We start from the raw sequence: 14,921 nt of genomic DNA, 5'->3' as shown, positions 1-14,921 counted from the left end.
CGGGTTCCGGCTTTCCGCCGTTGAAGGATAGCGAGGTAAAGCTATGAATGACGTTAACCTGAACAGCCCGGACCTGAAACTGGTGCGCTCCGGCGCCCAGGCTCCGGCCAAGGCACTGTCGTCATCTCAGGCCGAGGGCCGGAACGCCCCTGACCTTGCAGCTTCGGCTGCCGGTACCCGCCAGGTGCAGGCTCCCCAGGTTGCTCAACAGGCTTCGCAGGCTGAAAAGCTGCAGGCCCGTAATGAAGAGCAGCGCAAGGAGCTGAATGAGGCGGTTAGCCAGTTGAACGACTTTGTTCAAACCGTGCAGCGGGATCTTCAGTTTGAAGTGGATAATGAAATGGGCCAGACCATCGTAAAGGTGGTTGATCAGCAAACCCAGGAAGTCATCCGCCAGATCCCGGATGAAGTGGCAATGAGGTTGGCAGAAAAATTGCAGCAGGACGAACCGCTGACGTTGTTTAACATCAAGGTGTAAAAGCTTGCCGCTTTTGCGCGGATGAAAACGACGGTATTTCAGCACCGCCGCCTCTGAGAGGAGCCGGCGGTGTTCGCGTTTGAAAGGATTGGTTTAGCCACGGACGACACGGACTAACACGGACGGTCAAGCAGTTCGGTTTCGTTTCTTGTCCGTGAATGTCCGTGTCGTCCGTGGCTAAAAAAGTTTAGATACACACAGTTACAAATCGGTTCTATATTTAGGGCAAAAGAGGCAAAGTTTTGCCGCCTGCTGCCGATAAACTGATCAGTACAGAGATTCCGCCCCCCTGAGGAGGCACGGTTATGGCCAGTATTTCATCGTTAGGTATCGGCTCCGGCGTTTTGACGTCGGATCTTGTCGACCAGTTGGTGGCTGCAGAGCGCAGGCCCACGGAAGTTCGGCTGGATCAAAGAACAGAGCGTACAGAGGCGCTTATTTCTGCCTATGGCAAGTTGCGCAGCGCTGTTACGGAGCTGCGCCTGCCTATGCGTCAGCTCGGTTCTGCGGATGCGATGAAGTCGTTTTCGGCCACTTCCTCGGGTAGCAACATTGATGTGTCGGTGGATGCCAGCAAGGCCAGCCGCGGCTCTTACAGCCTGGACGTGAAAAGTCTGGCGCAGTCTCAGGCCCTGGCCAGCCGGGATGTGTTCGCCGACCGGGATGCCACCAGCGTTGGCCGTGGCACCATGGCGCTTCAGGTGGGTGACAAGACCACCAACATCACCATCGATTCCTCCAACGACACCCTGCAGGGCCTGGCGAATGCCATTAACGAGGCCAATGCGGGCGTGTCTGCCGGTGTGATTGATACCGGCAACGGTTTCCAACTGGTGTTGTCTGCGGATGAGACCGGTGAAGCCAATGCCGTGAATATTTCCGTTACGGAAGATGGTGCTGCCCCGGGATTAAACCGGTTCGCTTTCGATACGGCAGATCCCGTCAACATGGATGGCATGCGCCAGACCATTGCGGCGAGTGATGCGGTGATGGAAATCAACGGCGTGGAAATTCGCCGTGCCACCAACACCATTGAAAATGTGGTGGATGGGCTGACCTTCAACATTACCGGTGAGGGTAAGTCCACGATCAAAGTGGAGCAGGACACGGCGGCGGTTGCCGAGCGTGTTCAGGCGTTCGTAGACAAGTTCAACGAGCTGCAGGGCACCATCCGTGAGCTGTCTTCATTTGATAGCGAGACGGGGCAGGGCAGTATTCTGACCGGGGATTCCACGGTTCGGAATATCCAGAGCCAGTTGAAGCGAGTGTTGACAGATATCATTCCCGGGCTGGAAAACGCCAGCGTTCGCAGCCTGGCGGATGTGGGCATTGGCACGGATTTCCGCACCGGTGAGCTGCAGTTTGATAGTCAGAAGTTTCAGCAGCAGCTTCGGGAAAACCCGGATGATGTCACCGCTCTGTTTGCCGAGCAGGGCAGAACCAGTGATTCCCAGGTGGAGTTTGTTCGTAGTGGCTCTAATACTCGCCCGGGTGATTACAGCATTAATGTTACCCAGATGGCGACGCGGGGCAGCCTTAATTACTCTGTCCCAAACACTGCAGATGCGATTCAGGTTCAAGCGGATAACAGTTTCACCTTCCGGGTGGATGGTGAAACCACCGCAACCGTATCCATTGCGGCCGGCAACTATTCCGGTGCAGATTTCGCCGCAGCCATTCAAACAGCCTTACGAGAAAACGCGGCGCTGAGCGCGGCGGGTCGCTCGGTTCAAGTCGCTTATGATGCCACCGAAGGGCTGACGTTCACGTCTAACCGCTTTGGTAGCGAGTCTAACGTAAGCCTGACCGGGCTGAACAACGTCACGGGGCTGAACACCGCCACCGGCACCGCCGGCCAGGATGTCCAGGGCACCATTAACGGCCAGACTGCCCAGGGCGACGGCCAGGTGCTGTTCCTGGCAAACAGTGCCGGTGGCGATGCCGCCGGCCTGCAGGTGCGCATTACCGGCGGTGACGTTGGTAATCGCGGGTCGGTGAAGTTCATCGAGGGCGTGAGCGAGCGGGCGGTAGATGCTATTACCAGCATTCTGGGGGCAGACGGTGCGTTGAGCTCCCGTACTGACGCCCTGAACCGGGACCTGGAGCGCATCCAGGAAGACCGGATCAAGTTGGACTTGCGGATTGAAAGCTATCAGGAACGCCTGGTGAAGCAATTCAGCGCTGCCGACTCCCTGATCTCCCAGCTGAACAGCACACGAGATTACGTGAGCCAGCAGCTGGCGGCCCTGGCGCCGAACAGGCAAAACGATTAAGTCAGCTATACTGATGGTTGGCCAGCCAACCATGGCATACCGGACAACGGTGAAACGAGGTTATATATGAACGGTTTACAGGCGTATCAGCGCGTTAATACCCAAACCAGCATCACCGATGCAGACCCGCACAAGCTGATTCAGCTGCTGTATAACGGGGCGATTGAGCGCATCAATATGGCCAAGTCTAAGATCCAGGCCAAGGATTATGCGGCCAAGGGCCAGTTGCTCAATAAGGCTATTGAAATCATCGGCGGTCTGCGCGCGTTCCTGGATTTTGAGAAAGGTGGTGATTTGGCAGCGCGGCTGGAAGGGCTTTACGACTACATGGAGCGCACTCTACTGGAAGCCAGCGCCAAGAATGACATTGCCAAGCTGGATGAAGTGCTGAACCTGTTGCGTTCTGTGAAGGACGGCTGGGATGGTATTCGCGAAGAAGTTGTCGGCCAGCAATCCCAAGCCGCTGGCTAACTTCGCACAATTACCTCCCATGGCGCCCCTATCCTTTGGCAGGGTAGGGGCTTTATAGCCATTCCCCCCGCCATCCCGTACAATGTTGCCCTTCTTTTCAACACATCCATTCTGTTCAGTCTGGAGCAAGGGCATGTCTGATATTAAAAAGGTGGTGCTGGCCTATTCCGGTGGTCTTGATACTTCCGTTATTGTTCGGTGGTTGCAGGATACCTATAACTGTGAGGTGGTAACTTTTACCGCCGATATTGGCCAGGGCGAGGAAGTGGAGCCGGCGCGTGCGAAAGCCGAAGCGCTGGGGGTTAAGGAAATCTACATCGAGGACCTGCGCGAGGAGTTTGTGCGCGATTACGTGTTCCCGATGTTCCGCGCCAATACCATCTACGAAGGCGAGTACCTGCTGGGTACCTCCATCGCCCGCCCGCTGATTGCCAAGCGTTTGATCGATATTGCCAATGAAACCGGCGCCGATGCGATTTCCCACGGTGCTACCGGTAAAGGTAACGACCAGGTGCGTTTCGAGCTGGGTGCCTACGCGCTGAAGCCGGGCGTGAAGGTGATCGCTCCCTGGCGTGAGTGGGACCTGAACTCCCGCGAGAAGCTGCTCAAGTACTGTGAAGAGCGCAACATCCCGGTGGAAATGAAGAAGGGCAAGAGCCCGTACTCCATGGACGCCAACCTGCTGCACATCTCCTACGAAGGCATCAACCTGGAAGACCCCTGGGCGGAACCCGAGGAAGATATGTGGCGTTGGAGCGTGTCTCCGGAAGCTGCGCCAGACAAGCCCACGTACGTGGAGCTGACCTACAAGAAGGGCGACATTGTTGCCGTCGATGGCCAGGACATGAAGCCCCATGAGGTGCTGGAAACCCTGAACAAGGTAGCCGGTGCCAACGGTATTGGTCGCCTGGACATCGTAGAGAACCGCTACGTGGGCATGAAGTCCCGTGGCTGCTATGAAACCCCGGGCGGCACCATCATGCTGCGCGCCCACCGCGCCATTGAGTCCATCACCCTGGACCGCGAGGTGGCGCATCTGAAAGACAGCCTGATGCCCCGCTACGCTGAGGTGATCTACAACGGCTACTGGTGGTCCCCGGAGCGCGAAGCCCTGCAGGCCCTGATCGACCAGACCCAAACCTACGTGAACGGCACCGTTCGCCTGAAGCTGTACAAGGGCAACGTGGACGTAGTCGGCCGGAAGTCTGACGACTCCCTGTTCGACGAAAAGATTGCCACCTTTGAGGAAGACCAGGGTGCGTATGATCAGAAAGACGCCGAAGGCTTCATCAAGCTGAACGCGCTGCGGTTGCGCATTGCGGCTGGGAAAGGCCGGAAGCTGTAAGCTCTGTCCCAAGGGTCTGTCCCCGAACGGGGACTGACCCACTTTTGCCCGTCCTTGCCCCGAAACTCGAACCCATTGGTTCCAAAATGGGTCAGTCCCCATGCGGGGACAGACCCTTGGGGGACTGACCCACCTTTGCCCGTCCTTGCCCCGAAACTCGAACCCATTGGTTCCAAAATGGGTCAGTCCCCATGCGGGGGCAGACCCTTGGGGGACTGACCCACCTTTGCCCGTCCTTGCCCCGAAACTCGAACCCATTGGTTCCAAAATGGGTCAGTCCCCATGCGGGGACAGACCCTGAGGACAAACCCCATAACACCCCAGCCCTACCCATTTTCGGTTATACTCGCTGCATAAAATCAACAACCAAAGCAGTCGTCATGACCCCTCTTGGAACCGCCTCTGTAGCCGCCCTGCGTCAATACGTTCGCTATGCCGATGCCAAGGGCATCAGCACCTCAGAGCTGTTCAGCAAAGCCGGCCTTGAACCGAATATCCTTGATACCGATGACGGCCGCCTGAAGGGCGAGCAGTTGCAGACGTTTATTCACCTGTTGGCCGAAGCATCCGGCAATCCCATCCTTGGCCTGGAAACCGGTGATTTCGTTCAGCCCGGTTCCTACAGTGTGCTTGGCTATATCACCATGAGCTGTGCCACGCTGGGGGAGGCGGTTACCCGCATTGCGCCCTATGAAAAACTGGTAGGGGACATGGGCACGACCGGCCTTCGGATGAAGGGGAATGAAGTGTCGTTGGTGTGGACCTGCAACTTTACCGACCCGGTGGTGTGGCCCCAGGTGGTGGATAACGTTTTTTCCTCCTGGATTAACTATGCTCGCTGGCTGGCAGATAACGATAACGCTTCTCCAATCCGGGTTGCCCTGAAACGCTCCTCGCCAGGCCCTGACTATGAGAGCGCTTATCAGGAGCGCTGGGGCTGCCCCGTTGAGTTCGAAGCGCCGGAGAATGTGGTGACCATGCCTCAGGATCTACTGGCCACCCGCCTCCGCCAACCAGACCCGTTGCTGCGCAAGACCCTTGAAGCCCATGCGCTGTCCCAGCTGGCCCTGCTGGATACCGATACCGACCTGACCTCCAGAGTGAAGCAAGGCATCCAGAAACAACTGGCCAGCGGCGTGACCCGGCAAGACATGATCGCCGAAGACCTGGGCATGACCAGCCGCACCCTGCAGCGCAAACTGAGCCAGGAAGGCGTTTCCTACCAGAAGCTACTGGATGACGTGCGCCAGCAGATGGCGGAGGACTATTTGCGGAATACCGATATGAGCATTCCCGACATCGCGCTGAGGTTGGGGTATAGCGAGACCACGTCTTTTCACCGGAAGTTTAAGGCGGCTGCTGGGAAGACGCCTGGGGATTATCGAAGGGGTCTTACAGGGTCTGACCCCAAAGGGGTCTGACCCACTTTTACACAATCCCACTCGTGGTTGGATTAGGGACTCCCAAGGGCTGTCCCTAAGGGTCTGTCCCCGCATGGGGACTGACCCATCTTGGCCCCATGGGTTCGAGTTAAGTGGCAAGGACGGGCAAAGGTGGGTCAGTCCCCGTTCGGGGACAGACCCGGAAAACCAATAAAAAAGCCAGCTTACGAGAGCTGGCTTAAGAAATTTGGAAAGAACGAAAGTGCCTGAAAAATTCGTTAATCCTGTGGAGTCAGGCCCCATAATACGGCGGAGTTACTACTCGGCTCCTCCGCCATGGGCGGATACTGCTTGATTCCACGGTTTCAGAATAAGCCCTCGTGCCCTTCCTGTCTGTTTGTGATCTGTGTCCCGTTGTTACCGTTTGTGAGGGCTACACACCTTCCCGTATCTCGGGTTTGGTTTCGGTAAAGCGGCGGGTTTCGTAGGCGTCTACCAGGCCTTGTACCGCGGCCCGTTCCATATCCTGCACCGAGGGTGTGCCGTCCTGGGCGTCGGCGCGGCACAGCACCATGCCGGCTTCCACCGAGATAAAGCCTGCGGTGGTTTTCAGGGCCTTGTGGTTGATACCATCAAAAATTCGCCGGAACGCGGTGGTGGAGCAATGGTCGCTGTTCGGGAAGTAGGAGACGATGGCAAACTGGTTGTCGCCAACACGGCACAGGGCGTCGATGGGGCGAATCAGGGTGCTCAGGCGGCGGGCGATGCCGGTGGCCAATTCGCTCATCACGCTGGGTGGGTGCTTGCGTTTCAGGTCTTGCCAGTTACGAATGCCGCACATCACGTAGGAGGTGGAACCGCCTCGGGATTCCGCATGGCGCAGGGTTTTCTGCAGGCGCTGGCGGGCATACTTGCTGTTGCACAGGCCGGTTTCCAGGTCGATGATGTTGGTCGATTCCAGCTCCCGGTTGTTTTCGACCAGCAGTGCGTTGGCCCGCAGCAAGGTGTTCTGGCGGTCGGCCATTCGGTCGGCGGCAAAGATTCGGGGGATCAGCTGCTTGGTCATGTCTGACTTGTAGATAAAATCATCCACGCCCCGGTCGAAAGCTTCCGACAGTGCTTCCACGCTTTCGCGCGCAGTAAGCAGGATCACGTAGGTGTAGTGGTTGTCCTGCTCATCCTGCTGGCGCACGTGGTCAGTCAGTTGTAGCCCGTCCATTTCAGGCATCAGCCAATCGGCAATCAACACGCTGACCTGGCGCTGTTCCATCAGCTTCAGGGCGTCTGGCGCGTTGTTGGCAATGCGTATATCGCGGTAACCGGCATTTCGCAGGGTGCGGCCGACCACCATACTGCTGAATTTTGCGTCGTCTACTACGAGTATGGGTAGGTCCAGGTTTGGCATCGTTTGTCTACTTCTTACCAGTCCATTGTCAGATGCGGTTCGCCGCGGCTCTTGGTATGCTTTGGCGGTTTCGGAACATCCGGTATTTTTAATGTCGCCACAGTATACCCCCGTGTGCCCTTTGGAGAATAACGACCATGCCTTCTTTTGACATTGTTTCAGAAATTGAAATGCACGAAGTCACCAACGCGGTGGATCAGGCCAAGCGTGATCTGGGTAACCGCTGGGACTTCAAAAACGTGCAGGCGGATATCGAGCTGGAAGACAAGCGCATTACCGTCAGCGCCGAGCAGGAATTCCAGCTGGAGCAACTGATTGATCTTCTGCGCATGGCCTTCGCCAAACGCAACATTGACGCCCGCGCCCTGGCGGAAGACGGTGAGAGCAAGGCCGGCAAGCTGGTGAAACAGCATTTTTCCCTGAAGCAGGGTATCGAAACCGATATGGCCAAGAAGATCGTGAAAATGATCAAAGACCAGAAAATGAAGGTTCAGGCCAGCATTCAAGGCGACAAGGTGCGGGTAACCGGCAAGAAGCGGGACGACCTGCAAGAAGCCATTGCCATGCTGCGCGAGGCGGAGCTGGATATTCCGCTGCAGTTTAACAACTTTCGCGATTGATCACTCAGGCCCGGGGGTAGGCCCCGACTGTTGCACCAAGGAGTTTAGCTTATCATCCGCAACCTGCTTACCCTGATTCTAGACACGCTCTACGTCTACACCCGTTGGCAAGTGCTGGCGATGCTGTTCCTGGGCTTTTCCGCCGGCTTGCCGTTTTTGTTGGTGTTCTCAACACTTAATGCCCGGCTGGCGGATGTGGGGGTGCAAACCGCCACCATCGGGTTTTTCAGCTGGCTTGGGATTACCTATTCCATCAAGGTGTTCTGGGCTCCGATCGTGGACCGCCTGAAGCTGCCGGTACTGGATAGGCTGCTTGGCAAACGCCGAAGCTGGATTTTGCTGGCCCAGGCCGGTATTGCCACCGGGTTGTACCTGATGGCCAATGTAGACCCGGTGGCGGCGCCACAAACTCTGGCTCTGTTTGGCTTGCTGGTGGCGTTTTCCTCTGCCACTCAGGATGTCGCGATTGACGCCTACCGCATTGAGATCGCCGAGGAGCGATTGCAGGCAGCGCTGGCGGCAACGTATATCTTTGGCTATCGATTGGCGCTTCTGGTGGCAGGGGCCGGGGCGCTGTATCTCGCAGAGTACTGGTCATGGGAGGTATCTTATCAGGTGATGGCCGCGTTGGTGGGTGTGGGTGCCGCCACGGTACTGATCGTGCGGGAGCCAAGGGTCAATCACTATGCGGCTGCCCAGGACATCGCACACAAGATCGAGGAAGAGGCCGGCAAGCGCGGTCACCTTCCCCCCGCCATTGCCCGGGCGGCGGGCTGGTTTTATGCCGCTATTGCCGGGCCGTTTCTGGACTTTTTCCGTCGTTACAAAGAAATGGCGATTGCCATTCTTCTACTGGTGGCGGTGTACCGAATTTCCGACATTGCTATGGGGGTTATGGCCAACCCGTTTTACCTGGATTTCATGGGCTTCAGCAAAACCCAGGTGGCCGATGTCACCAAGATCTTCGGTTTCTTCATGACCATCATGGGGTCGTTGGTTGGCGGCGTGCTGGTGGTTCGTTATGGCGTGCGCAATATCCTGCTGGCGGGCGCTATTCTGACGGCCGCCACCAACCTGCTGTTTGTATGGTTGGCCAATTACCCGCCTAACATGATGACCCTGGCGGTGGTGGTGAGTGCCGATAACCTCAGTGGTGGCATGGCTAATGTCGCCCTGATCGCCTGGTTATCCAGCATGACAAGCGCGTCCTTCACGGCGACCCAGTACGCGCTTTTCAGCTCTCTGATGACCTTGCCCGGCAAGTTCCTTGGCGGTTTCTCCGGTATTGTCGTGGCCAGTTTCGGCTACGCCGAGTTCTTTACAATTTCTGCCATCATGGGCATACCAGCTGTGTTGCTGGTTATCTACATGATGCGCCACGGCGCAAGGCTCGACGCCCTGGCTCCCGTAAAAGACACCGAGGATGCCCTCATAAAATAATTTGGGGTCAGACCCCAAGACATTTCACCCCGTCAAATGTTCTGGGGTCTGACCCCAACTTCAGGAGGAGCAGCTGATGTTGAGGTGTTTGCCCCAGTCTGGGGGCAGGGCGGCGTAGTGTTCGAATTCGGGTTGGTCGGCGAAGGGGTTCTCGAGCACCTTTAACAGCTCTTTCAGGGGCGCGTAGTCGCCGTTCTGGGCTTCCATGATGACTTGCTGGGCCAGGTAGTTGCGCAGGATGTATTTGGGGTTCACCTGGCGCATGGCGTATTCCCGTTCGTCGTGGGCGCGGGTTTCGGTTTGCAGGCGGGCCTCGTAACGTTCGAGCCATTCGTCGGCCACGCTTCTGTCTGCAAACAGATCCCGCACCGGGGCGTTGCCGTGGCGGTGCAGGTTGGAGATGCCCCGGAAAAAGCGTGTGTAGTCCACCCGGTGTTCATGCAGCATGCTGAAGGTGTCCATGATCAGGCTCATGTCTGAGTCGTCGGTTTCCTCCAGCCCCAGTTTCGCCCTCATGTTGTTTTTGAAATGTTCGTTGTAGGTGGTTTCGTACCGGCGCAGGCCGCGGCGCACGTGGTCCTCATCCATGATTGGCAGCAGGGCGTTAGCCAGGTACTGGCAATTCACAAAGCCTGTCTGGGGCTGCCGGTTGTAGGCGTAACGGCCGCCCTCGTCGGTGTGGTTGCAGATGAAGCCGGCGTCGAAATCGTCCAGGAAGGCGTAGGGGCCGTAGTCAAAGGTGTCGCCGATGATGGACATGTTGTCGCTGTTCATCACGCCGTGGCAGAAGCCAACCGCCTGCCAGTCTGCGATCAGCCGGGCGGTGCGCTCGACCACCTCTTCAAACCAGCGTTGATAGCGCTGTTCTTCCGGTAAGCTGATCAGGTGCGGGAAGTGCAGGGTGATCACGTGTTCCAGCAGGGTTTTCAGTGCCTCGGGGCCTTCATGGTGGGCGGCGAATTCGAAGTGGCCGAAACGGATATGACTTTGCGCCACTCGCATCAGCGCGGCGGCGGTTTCGATGGATTCCCGGCGCACCGGGTCTTTCGCGCTGATCATAAACAGGGCGCGGGTGGTCGGAATGCCAAGACCGTGCATGGCTTCCGAGCACAGGTATTCGCGAATAGTGGAGCGCAGCACTGCCCGGCCATCGCCAAAGCGGGAGTAGGGCGTGGTGCCTGCCCCTTTCAGGTGCCAGTCCCAGCGGGTGCCGTCTGGCGCCACGGTTTCCCACAGTAACAAGCCCCGGCCATCGCCCAGTTCCGGGTTGTACACGCCAAACTGGTGCCCGGTGTACTTCATCGCCACTGGGTCCATACCCTCTAGCAATTCCGCCCCGGCACCCACACCGGCCCACTCGGCCTCATCCTGAACATGAAACCCCATCTGTTCTGCCAATTTGTGGTTAAAGCACACCATCGCCGGCTGCGACAAAGGCGTCGGCTTCACCGGCGTATAAAAGCTGTCCGGCAATTCCAGATAACGGTGTTCCACCTTGAAAGCATTCGTGTTCATAGTCTGGCCTGCTTCTTGAATCTAATTTGGGGTCAGACCCCAGAACATTTCACCGCATCAAATGTCTTGGGGTCTGACCCCAGTTACATTGCAGAGCGGGGTGGGGAAATGCAACCACGGTTGATTGTTTTTACGGATCTGGACGGCACCTTGCTGGATCACGACAGCTATAGCTGGCGGGCGGCGAAGCCGGCGATGGCGCGGTTGGGGGCCAATGGCATTCCGTTGATTTTCAATTCCAGCAAAACGGCGGCGGAGATCAGTGAGTTGCAAAGCATGATGGGGCTGCGGGGGCCGTTTATTGCGGAGAACGGCGCGGCGGTGGTGATTCCTGCTGGCTGCCTGGGCAATGCGGAGGAAGAAGTGGTTCATGTTGGCCGGTCTTATCAGGAGGTTGTTCGCACTCTTTTGGTGCAAAGGAAAAGCGGTGCACGGTTTCGGAGCTTTGATGACCTGTCTGCGGAGCAGGTGGCGGCGCTCACCCGGTTGACAGTAACGGAGGCGGCCCGGGCGAAACAGCGTTTGGCAACGGTGCCTCTGGTGTGGGATGGCACGGAGGAAGAGCTGGCGCAATTCCGCGCGGCGCTTGAGCTGGCGGGCCTGAAGTTGGTGCAGGGCGGGCGCTTCTGGCATGCCATGGGCACCTTTGATAAGGCGGAGGGGGCCCGGTTCTTGCTGAAGCGTTATCAGGAGCACTATGGCGAAGCACCCATTGTGAGCATCGCTCTGGGCGATAGCCCCAACGACCAGAGCATGCTGGAGGCCGCCGACGTACCGGTGGTGATTCGCGGGGTGAACAGTGACCAGGTTCAGTTGCCGTCGTCCCGGCACGCCATGCGCTCCCTCAAGCCCGGCCCGGAGGGTTGGAATGAATGCGTGCTCAATTTGCTCTTTGAGTACGGCTACCAGTAAAGGAGGAGCCGCCATGGGCGACTTTTACCAGAATGGCATTATCACCACCCTGCACAACCTTGTGCGCCGCCCCGTGGAAGATGTTGAAGCGGACCTGATGAGCTTTCGTAAAGCCCGGCCTATGTCTCTGGTGTTACCGTCTCTGTACTCGGAGCTGGAGGGGGCCGCGCTTAAAAACATCGTCCAGGAGCTGACCAAGGTTCCCTACCTGGACGAGATTGTGATCGGTTTGGACCGCGCTGATGAACCCCAGTACCGCCGTGCTCTGGAGTATTTTTCCGAGCTGCCGCAGCCGTTCAAGGTGCTCTGGAACGACGGCCCCCGGCTGCGTGCCCTTGATATGAAGCTGCGGGAACAGGGCCTGGCACCGACGGAGATGGGGAAGGGCCGCAACGTGTGGTATTGCTTTGGCTATGTACTGGCCTCGGGCGTGAGTAAATCCGTGGCGCTGCACGATTGCGACATCCTGACCTATTCCCGGGATTTGCTCGCGCGCCTGATCTACCCTGTGGCCAACCCTGGTTTCAACTACATGTTCTGCAAAGGCTATTATGCCCGGGTGGCGGACGGCAGCATGAATGGCCGGGTCAGCCGCCTGCTGGTCACGCCGCTGATTCGCGCACTTAAAAAAGTGTGTGGGCCGAACGATTTTCTGGATTATCTGGACAGCTACCGCTACCCGCTGGCGGGTGAGTTCTCCTTCCGCACCGATGTCATCAACGACCTGCGCATTCCCAGTGACTGGGGCCTGGAAATTGGTGTCTTGTCTGAAATGAAACGCAACTACGCCACCAATCGCCTGTGCCAGGTGGATGTGGCGGATGTCTATGACCACAAGCATCAGGACCTGTCACCGGAAGACGCCAGCCGTGGCTTGTCCAAGATGAGCGTGGATATCTCCAAGGCGCTGTTCCGTAAGTTGGCCACCAACGGTGAGATTTTCTCTAACGAAAAGTTCCGCACCATCAAGGCCAGCTACTTCCGTATTGCCCTGGATTTTGTGGAAACCTATCAGAACGATGCCATCATCAATGGTTTGAGTTTCGATCGCCACAAGGAAGAGAAAGCGGTGGAGCTGTTCGCCCAGAACGTGATGCGCGCCGGCGCCTATTTCCTCGACAACCCCATGGACACGCCGTTCATCCCGAGCTGGAACCGGGTAACCAGCGCCATTCCGGATATCCGGGAGCAGTTGCTGGAAGCGGTGGAACTGGATAACCAGGAGTTCCGGCCATGAACCAGACTCTGGGCAGCAAACTGGTGGCCATGCTGGAAGTGGTCTACCCGGCGGTGGACTGTGCCTTTGTGGCAGAGCAATTAATGGATGCCATGGCACTGGTGCCCGATGCCGAGGCGCCGCCGGCGCACCAGAACCATTGGGACCCATCGGACGTCGTGCTGATCACCTATGCCGATACCGTTCAGCAGCCAGATGAGAAGCCATTGGTGACTCTGAAACGGTTTCTGGATGACAGCCTGCGGGATGTCATCAGCGCCGTGCATATCCTGCCATTTTTTCCGTACAGCTCGGACGACGGTTTTTCGGTGATGGATTACCTGGCGGTGAACGAGTCCCACGGTGGCTGGAACGACATCGAAGCCATCGCCGGGGACTATAAGCTGATGGCAGACCTGGTGATCAACCATATGTCGGCCCGCAGCCGCTGGTTCGAGAATTTTCGCAAGCGCGTGGGGCCGGGCAAGGATTACTTCTTTGAGGGCAACCCGAAAGACGATTTAAGCATGGTGGTGCGGCCCCGGACGTCACCACTGCTGACCCCGGTGCAGACCGACGACGGCGAACGCCATGTGTGGTGTACCTTCAGCGAAGACCAGGTGGACCTGAATTTCGCCAACCCGGAAGTGCTGATCGAATTTGCCCGGATTATCCACTATTACCTGGAACGTGGGGTCAGGATCTTCCGGCTGGATGCGGTGGCGTTCTTGTGGAAAGAACCGGGCACGCCCTGCATTCACCTGCAGCAGACCCACGAACTGATTAAGATTCTGCGCCTGCTGATTGAGCACCACACGCCGGATGCGGTGGTGATCACCGAAACCAACGTGCCCAACCGGGAGAACCTGACTTATTTCGGCAACGCCAACGAAGCCCATGCAATCTACAACTTCTCGTTACCGCCACTGCTGATCAATACCCTGGTCACCGGCAATTGCCGACACCTGAAAACCTGGCTGATGAGCATGCCGCCGGCGCAGATGGGCACCACCTACCTGAACTTCATTGCTTCCCATGATGGCGTTGGCCTACGGCCCACCGACGGCCTGTTGGACGAGGACGAGAAGCAGCGGCTGATCAATACCATGGAATCTTTCGGCGGCAAGGTATCCTACCGGCGCACTGCCGACGGCCGGGACCAGCCCTACGAAATGAACATTGCCTTGTGGGATGCCCTCAAAGGCACCGCCGAGGGTGGCGCAGACCACTGGCAGTTACAGCGATTCCTTTGCGCCCACACCATTATGCTGGCGCTGGAAGGTATTCCTGCGTTCTATATTCACAGCCTGCTGGCCACCGAAAACGACCATGCCCGGGTAGAACACACCGGCCGCTTCCGCTCTATTAATCGCGGCCAGTGGCAGCTGGATGCCGTGGAAGCCGCCCTGGCGGACCCACTCAGCCACCACAGCAAAGCTTTCACCGAACTCAAGCGCCTGATCGCCATCCGCCGCGCCCAACCCGCCTTCCACCCCAACGCCACCCAGTTCACCCTGCACCTGGGCCTGCAGCTGTTCGGCTTCTGGCGCCAGAGCATGCGCCGGGAACAATCCATCTTCTGCATCCACAACATAAGCGACGAAGTGCAGCAAGTGGCCCTCACCGACATCAACCTCATTGGCACCGACCAGTGGACCGATCTGCTTTCCGGTATGGCCATCGACGACCAGAGCGGGGTGCTCACCCTCAAACCCTACCAAAGTGTCTGGCTCTCTAACCAAGTTGGGGTCAGACCCCAGAACATTTGATGGGGTGAAATGTCTTGGGGTCTGACCCCAAAAATGCGGAGTGGTTGGTTTGTAATCTGGAGAGGGGTGGTTATAATCGGTCGGGCTCAGGATGA

The 14,921-nt window shown here is 57.7% G+C and carries 12 protein-coding genes; 10 read left to right on the top strand and 2 right to left on the bottom strand.

Going from position 1 to position 14,921, the window contains the following annotated elements; translation table 11 throughout:
- Positions 1–43 precede the first annotated feature (43 nt).
- The 5 genes from ASQ50_RS04170 to ASQ50_RS04150 all read left to right on the top strand — a co-directional run bounded on the left by ASQ50_RS04170 (position 44) and on the right by ASQ50_RS04150 (position 5,988).
- A complete protein-coding gene (locus ASQ50_RS04170; protein ID WP_058092395.1) occupies positions 44–478 on the top strand; it encodes a flagellar protein FlaG in 435 nt (144 codons plus the stop codon).
- Positions 479–783: 305 nt separating this feature from the next.
- A complete protein-coding gene (gene fliD, locus ASQ50_RS04165; RefSeq protein ID WP_058092394.1) occupies positions 784–2,751 on the top strand; it encodes a flagellar filament capping protein FliD in 1,968 nt (655 codons plus the stop codon).
- 66 nt (positions 2,752–2,817) lie between these two features.
- On the top strand, positions 2,818–3,222 hold the full coding sequence (fliS, locus tag ASQ50_RS04160; RefSeq protein WP_058092393.1) for a flagellar export chaperone FliS: 405 nt from the start codon (positions 2,818–2,820) through the stop codon (positions 3,220–3,222).
- Positions 3,223–3,355: 133 nt separating this feature from the next.
- Entirely contained in the window at positions 3,356–4,567 is a 1,212-nt protein-coding gene (locus ASQ50_RS04155; RefSeq protein WP_058092392.1) for an argininosuccinate synthase, read from the top strand.
- A gap of 380 nt (positions 4,568–4,947) precedes the next feature.
- A complete protein-coding gene (locus ASQ50_RS04150) occupies positions 4,948–5,988 on the top strand; it encodes an AraC family transcriptional regulator (RefSeq protein WP_058092391.1) in 1,041 nt (346 codons plus the stop codon).
- 394 nt (positions 5,989–6,382) lie between these two features.
- Here the strand turns inward: ASQ50_RS04150 and ASQ50_RS04145 are convergent, their stop codons facing one another.
- Positions 6,383–7,354 (bottom strand): response regulator, encoded by a 972-nt coding sequence (locus tag ASQ50_RS04145; RefSeq protein ID WP_058092390.1) that lies wholly within the window; start codon positions 7,352–7,354, stop codon positions 6,383–6,385.
- A gap of 137 nt (positions 7,355–7,491) precedes the next feature.
- Here ASQ50_RS04145 and ASQ50_RS04140 point away from each other — a divergent pair, with 137 nt between their 5' ends.
- The gene (locus ASQ50_RS04140) at positions 7,492–7,974 is read left to right on the top strand and encodes a YajQ family cyclic di-GMP-binding protein (protein WP_058092389.1); all 483 of its coding nucleotides are present in this window, start codon (positions 7,492–7,494) and stop codon (positions 7,972–7,974) included.
- Positions 7,975–8,085: 111 nt separating this feature from the next.
- Complete coding sequence (locus ASQ50_RS04135; RefSeq protein ID WP_197492720.1) at positions 8,086–9,414, top strand: AmpG family muropeptide MFS transporter; 1,329 nt, start codon at positions 8,086–8,088, stop codon at positions 9,412–9,414.
- 60 nt (positions 9,415–9,474) lie between these two features.
- Here ASQ50_RS04135 and ASQ50_RS04130 read toward each other — a convergent pair whose 3' ends face one another.
- Entirely contained in the window at positions 9,475–10,929 is a 1,455-nt protein-coding gene (locus ASQ50_RS04130) for a protein adenylyltransferase SelO (RefSeq protein WP_058092387.1), read from the bottom strand.
- 108 nt (positions 10,930–11,037) lie between these two features.
- Between ASQ50_RS04130 and ASQ50_RS04125 the strand changes: the two genes are divergently transcribed.
- Genes ASQ50_RS04125 through ASQ50_RS04115 form a run of 3 tightly spaced genes read left to right on the top strand, consistent with a single transcriptional unit; the run spans position 11,038 to position 14,826 of the window.
- Positions 11,038–11,841 carry an HAD-IIB family hydrolase gene (locus tag ASQ50_RS04125; protein WP_058092386.1) on the top strand — a complete coding sequence of 268 codons (804 nt, stop codon included), beginning with the start codon at positions 11,038–11,040 and terminating at the stop codon, positions 11,839–11,841.
- Between the two features lie 13 nt (positions 11,842–11,854).
- Positions 11,855–13,078: a hypothetical protein gene (locus tag ASQ50_RS04120; RefSeq protein WP_058092385.1), complete on the top strand. Its 1,224-nt coding sequence runs from the start codon at positions 11,855–11,857 to the stop codon at positions 13,076–13,078.
- Positions 13,075–14,826: a sugar phosphorylase gene (locus ASQ50_RS04115; protein ID WP_058092384.1), complete on the top strand. Its 1,752-nt coding sequence runs from the start codon at positions 13,075–13,077 to the stop codon at positions 14,824–14,826. The genes ASQ50_RS04120 and ASQ50_RS04115 overlap by 4 nt, the downstream gene beginning before the upstream one ends.
- Positions 14,827–14,921 lie beyond the last annotated feature (95 nt).

It is taken from the genome of Marinobacter sp. LQ44 (genome assembly GCF_001447155.2).
GTDB lineage: Bacteria > Pseudomonadota > Gammaproteobacteria > Pseudomonadales > Oleiphilaceae > Marinobacter.
This window is presented reverse-complemented; position numbering and strand designations above follow the sequence as displayed.

What these genes read in the sequence shown, in the direction of transcription:
- ASQ50_RS04145 (WP_058092390.1), bottom strand. Translation starts at nt 7,354, where the DNA reads ATGCCAAACCTGGACCTACCCATACTCGTAGTAGACGACGCAAAATTC.
- ASQ50_RS04155 (WP_058092392.1), top strand. Translation starts at nt 3,356, where the DNA reads ATGTCTGATATTAAAAAGGTGGTGCTGGCCTATTCCGGTGGTCTTGAT.
- fliS (WP_058092393.1), top strand. Translation starts at nt 2,818, where the DNA reads ATGAACGGTTTACAGGCGTATCAGCGCGTTAATACCCAAACCAGCATC.
- ASQ50_RS04140 (WP_058092389.1), top strand. Translation starts at nt 7,492, where the DNA reads ATGCCTTCTTTTGACATTGTTTCAGAAATTGAAATGCACGAAGTCACC.
- ASQ50_RS04150 (WP_058092391.1), top strand. Translation starts at nt 4,948, where the DNA reads ATGACCCCTCTTGGAACCGCCTCTGTAGCCGCCCTGCGTCAATACGTT.
- ASQ50_RS04170 (WP_058092395.1), top strand. Translation starts at nt 44, where the DNA reads ATGAATGACGTTAACCTGAACAGCCCGGACCTGAAACTGGTGCGCTCC.
- ASQ50_RS04130 (WP_058092387.1), bottom strand. Translation starts at nt 10,929, where the DNA reads ATGAACACGAATGCTTTCAAGGTGGAACACCGTTATCTGGAATTGCCG.
- ASQ50_RS04115 (WP_058092384.1), top strand. Translation starts at nt 13,075, where the DNA reads ATGAACCAGACTCTGGGCAGCAAACTGGTGGCCATGCTGGAAGTGGTC.
- ASQ50_RS04120 (WP_058092385.1), top strand. Translation starts at nt 11,855, where the DNA reads ATGGGCGACTTTTACCAGAATGGCATTATCACCACCCTGCACAACCTT.
- fliD (WP_058092394.1), top strand. Translation starts at nt 784, where the DNA reads ATGGCCAGTATTTCATCGTTAGGTATCGGCTCCGGCGTTTTGACGTCG.
- ASQ50_RS04125 (WP_058092386.1), top strand. Translation starts at nt 11,038, where the DNA reads ATGCAACCACGGTTGATTGTTTTTACGGATCTGGACGGCACCTTGCTG.